Below are 5,352 nucleotides of genomic sequence, written 5' to 3'. Positions count from 1 at the left end.
CGTCATTAAATAAGTATTTGTTTCGGGAAATTAAACGCTGTTTATTAAAATACCTTCGTTGGGATAAATTTTTTATTTCTTTCCATCGTTCGATAGAAACCTTTTCATCATTAATTTTTTTTGTTAATGATATTGTATTTTCTATTTCAGCTATTTTAGAATATTCATTTTGATAGTTTACAATTTCTGGAACAAAATAAAACTTAGAAATAAAGTTACACTCTTTTATAATGTAAAAACCTTGAAATTCCCAATTTGGATATTTTATAAAAGTTTTATCACAAATATTATTTTGATTTATGTATATATATCTATTTTGTGTGGTGCTATCTAATTTTCTTCTAAATATAGTTTTAATTTTATTATTAAAATCTTTATTTGAAATAATTTTGTATCCATTTGAATCTAATATTTTTTTTCCAAAATGTACACTTACATCTAATTCCTCATTTGAAAATTCTTCTTTAGGAAGTTCTACTCCCGCACTTATTATATATTGATTTGCTCCATTTTCTAATTGTTTTTTTAAAACAATTTCTATAATATTATTCATATTATTAGGTATTTTCGACATGATATTTTGTTTTTCCTTTTCTTGACATCCAAAAAATAAAGGTAATAACAGAGTTATAAATTTAATTTTTTTCATTTTATTTTTATCTTGAATATTTCCAGAATTTTCTATATTTACATCATATTTAGGCAATTTTTTCTCATCATCTGAGATTATATATTTTTTAGGTTTCATGATTGCATAAATACTAGAATCTTTTTTACTCACAGAACCTAAACATATTTTTTGATGATTTTGTCTCTTATCTCCTTGATTCCCTCCTAAATATACATATTTAGATCCATCATTATTTTCTCCTACTATAAACGCAACATGAGAATAATTAAAAACTATTACTGCACCAATGAATGGTTCAGATATTTCTCCTTGTAACCATCCTTTAACTCCTCTTAACTTAGCCTTTGGACTATTTAATTCCGTATAAGCAAAAGCATATGTACATCCTTCTGGAATTATATTCAAGTACTCTGTTTGTTTAAAGCACCATGTAACAAATGCTGCGCACCAAGGATCATTATAATTCAACTTTGAATTAGATTCTTTAAAATATATACTAATTTTTTCTTTTAATGGACTTTGTTTTTCTATAAGTCCTTTATATTTATTATATTCTTCCCATGCAATATTTATCCATGGCGCCCTATTTCCTGTATCTAGTTTCAACTCTTTCTCTCCTCTACAAACAGCCTTGTCGTATTTAAACCATGCTTTTAACTTTCTAAGCCCTTCTTTGCGCTTTTCCCAACCATGCGGATCGGGTTTATCTTTATGTGTGAGCGGATACCCATTTAATATTTTTGATTGAAACCAAAAGTATTTTTCTTCCTCTATAGTTTCTTCATAGGCTAATGCAATATCATTTAATGATTTTCCCACTCCTTTTGGAAATGTATCTCGTTTCCATTTAGCGTACGCATTTTTTTCTTTATCACCATAATCTCTTATATATGAAAGTGCCTTTTTTTCAATACTCCATTCCCAACCGGCACTGTCTATGGCATAATGTAGATCTTTGGATATCAAATCAGGATCGCTGATAAATATTCCTTCCTCTTCTTTTTTCAGATAACCATTGTCTGCTAAATATTTTCCATACTTTTCATAAGGTCCGGGAACACTATAAGCGGTTCCATCCTTATTTAAATTACCGGTAAGTTGAATCAATCCTCTCCCTTTATAAAAGGAAGTACTGGATTTATATTTACTCGGTTTTTCTTGCGATAATTTAAAAAATCCTGTCTCTGCATTTACTTGAGCCAAAAAAGTTATCTTTTGAATACAAGAATTAATACCATACCTGCGAAACATTTGGTTTAATTCCCTAGTTAAACTTTTTACGCTGTTGTCATTAATCAATCCGTCGGTCCACAGTTTCGTATTCCCGTTCATATGGATCAGCAATTGTTCCATTTCTTCTTCGGTAAAATCTCGATGACAATAACAATTTTTTATTTTAATCTCATTGCTTCTTGTTTTTAAATAATATAATTATATATATTTATTTATGCTATTTTGATTAAATTAATTAAACTATTCATTGCTTTTTGCAACTTTTAAAGCTATATTTAGTGCTAATTTTAAATTAGGTAAATTATAAAAATTATTTTTCTTAAACTCGTTTAGCATTCTTGTCCAATCTTTTTCTGTAAATGGAACATTATTTATTTTTACTCCATTCTCTTCATATATTTTCTTTTCATAATATAGTATTCCCAGAATACTCCATTTACCTTTCGATTGAAGACCTACAGTACTATAATTATCTGATAATGGATCAAAAGTATTAGCCATATAGGCTATTATTTTGAAATATTGTTCTTCATTAAAATCTTTCCAATTGTCTCTTTTACTTAAATATAGTAATTGTGTAACATAATTTTTTTCTTCATTATTTGTGGTTTCCTCTATATATTTTAATATTCCTTCTCTAACTTCTAAATTACCTTCACAATCTTTTACAAATAAATTTTTCTTTATAAAATCTCTAGCTTTTTTATAGTTTTTTTCCATTACCCATTTTAATAGTTTTTTATCTTCTGTGTAACCAAATGTTGTAACTAAAGATTCCATAAAAAACTCATCATGCGTTACCAACCATGGAAACTGGCTTTTATCATCATTAAATAAATATTTGTTTCTTGATATTAAACGTTGTTTATTAAAATATCTTTCTTGCGGTAAATCATCAAAATCTTTCCACATCGACACTTCTATTTCACCATCTGCAGTATCAATCGTATATGAATTTTCTTCATATTTTAATACTTCAGGATATATTTTCTGATAATCTAAAATTGCAGGAAGAGGTTCAAATCGTGTAATAAAATTATGTTTTTTTGCTACATATACATAATCAAACCCCATATAGGTTGGATAATATTCTAAATCCTTATCGCATTTATCATATCTGTCTATTTTTAAATATGAATTTTCTGATTGATTGTCGATTATCCTTCCAAAAATCTTTTTTATTTTTTGATTAAAATCCTCCCTTTCAGGAGTTTTATATCCATTATTTTTTAAAATAGTGTCTTCAATTTGTACTAAGGCATCTAAATCTTCCTTTCCATATGTTTCCCCCCAATATTCTGAACTAGCACCTTCTTTAATTTGTTTTATTAGTACGTCTTTTATTTTAGATGTTTCCATTTTTTTTTCTTCTATTTTTTTGTTTGTCAGACTCACTTCTTTTTTTTCTTGACAATTCATTATTGCAAAAAGGGTGATTGTACTAATTAATAATAATTTGGTTTTCATATATTTTTTATCTTGAACTTTCTCCTTTACTGGTATCTTGAGTTTTTTGGTTTAATTTTTTATTTGCTTCATTGATAGTGGCATATTCATCATTTTTATTCAGTTTATCTTCTTCTTTAATAACGTATCCTTTAGGCTTAAAAAAACCTCTAAGTTTTTTATATATTTTTACTCCTTTTTCGGTATAAGAATAGAATGTGCTACCATCAAATTTATAATTAGGTGAAAGGGTTATCATGTTTCCTTGATTTCCCCCTAAACCAATATAGGTGTTTTTATCTAATAATCTTCCATATACTAAGGTTACATGTCCTGAACCTTTCATTTTTCCATTTGAATAACAATCTGAAAATACAGCTATGGCACCAAAGAACGCCTCACAAGGCTCTAATGTACTGTGATTGAAAAATATACTTGAACTAGCTGAATGAGGTGATTCAAATTTGGGCGTTGAATTTTCTAAGCACCAGGATACAAATGAGGCACACCATGCTATCTTACTACCACTACCTGAAAGTCCTCCTGCTTTGTGATATTCTCTTATTCTTTTGTCAATTGCTTTCTCATGTTTACCGCCGTAATTAATTATCTCTTGAATAGCGGTTTCCATCCATGGCGCCCTGCCTTCTGAAAAACTTAAAGGTTCGTCTACTTTCCCACATTCTGCTACTTTAAATAGGACTTTGGTTGAGTTTTCAACGGCTACGGATAATTTCCCTTCTTTTCCTCCTCTGTACCATACTTTTCTTTTATTTTTTGACAATTCTGTAGTTCCAGGATTTAAAATTTCAATAATATTCTCAACTATACCATCATCAGAAAATTTACCGGTTTCATCTGCTTGTAAAAACATTTTATCTTTATACCAGTCGGCCATTCCGGTTAGGGCAGCCTGATATGGGGTATAGCCTTTTTCATTAATTGCGGAAGTAAAAACATTAAAACCACTTTCGGGCGCTTGTTGATCTATTTGCTTTTGAATCTCACCGTAATTATATCTCCCGGTTATCTGAAGCAGTCCCCTTCCTTTAAATCTCCAGCCGTCTTCCCCTCCTTGGTTTCCTAATTCCTTACGATTGCCGTATGCTATTTCTGCTATTTTTCTTTGATTGGCTTGATGTTGGCTTGTCCTTCCATATTGGTAAGCTAATTTATTTGGTGGACTTTTTTTTTGTAATTCTGGAATTTCTCGAAAAGCTTTAAAATGTTTGGGTAAATCTTCCGCAGCATAATTTAAACTTTCTCCTTCTAAGGCTCCTTTCAAATCTAAGCCTGATTCTTCGCGAGATTGTGCAAAAAAATGTGCTTTTCGAGCACAAGTGTCTATGTTAAATTTATCTTTATACTTATTTAAAGCTTCTGCCAATTCTTCTAATATTTTAGTATCCTTTACCCCGCTATAAACCTGTTTTAATAAATCAACTGTAATATCTGCCTTGCATCTGGGACATTCGTGTGTATTGATCAAATTCTTCCCCCTGGCCACGGTAACCAAAGAAACAGAAGATAAATCTTCAAGATTTCCCAGATCAGAAACATAGAGCGGATTAAAAAAATGAAAAAAACCAGATTCCACCTTTTTTAATTGTTCCGCGGTAGGAGTTTGCCCTTCCTCCAAAGTGGGCATGGCAATGCCCACCTGCGAATACTCCTCATTAAAAACCTTTTCGTACGAATCCCTGTTTACCGTCTTCAGCTGAGATTCCAATTCCACCCAAACCGTTGCATCCTTTTCCTCCTTAAAAACAGCGATATAGAACACCTGAGGGCTCGGAACTATCGAGTCCCTCTCCGGGGTAAAATCCAGCGACAGTAAGCCGTCGGTCCCCACCACTTCTGCCTCATATCTCTTTGCCTGTGTTGCCACCATAAAGGACTTTTGCTTTTCGTTATAAGAATCCGCCCAATCATCCGCCCCCAATTTTTTATACACAACCACCGTCAGTTTTTCCTTAGCCATACCCACGGTATGTACCCAAACCGTATGCTTTATGCCGTACTCAGTAGTCTTTATCTGAACA

1 protein-coding gene and 2 pseudogenes are annotated in these 5,352 nt (G+C 31.0%); all 3 read right to left on the bottom strand.

The genetic code is table 11. From position 1 onward, the window contains the following. A pseudogene (locus GFV01_RS09965) lies at positions 1-1,984 on the bottom strand (hypothetical protein); the annotation flags it as partial. Positions 1,985-2,104: 120 nt separating this feature from the next. Next, positions 2,105-3,331 carry a hypothetical protein gene (locus GFV01_RS09960; protein ID WP_160567178.1) on the bottom strand — a complete coding sequence of 409 codons (1,227 nt, stop codon included), beginning with the start codon at positions 3,329-3,331 and terminating at the stop codon, positions 2,105-2,107. A gap of 7 nt (positions 3,332-3,338) precedes the next feature. Further along, positions 3,339-5,352, bottom strand: a pseudogene (locus tag GFV01_RS09955) (hypothetical protein); the annotation flags it as partial.

Source organism: Apibacter sp. B2912, from assembly GCF_009827835.1.
Taxonomy (GTDB): Bacteria; Bacteroidota; Bacteroidia; order Flavobacteriales; family Weeksellaceae; genus Apibacter.
The sequence above is the reverse complement of the archived record's forward strand: the minus strand, read 5'-3'. Positions and strand labels throughout refer to the sequence as shown.

Excerpts from the sequence above, each read along its gene's own strand:
- GFV01_RS09960 (WP_160567178.1), bottom strand. The coding sequence starts at position 3,331 with ATGAAAACCAAATTATTATTAATTAGTACAATCACCCTTTTTGCAATA.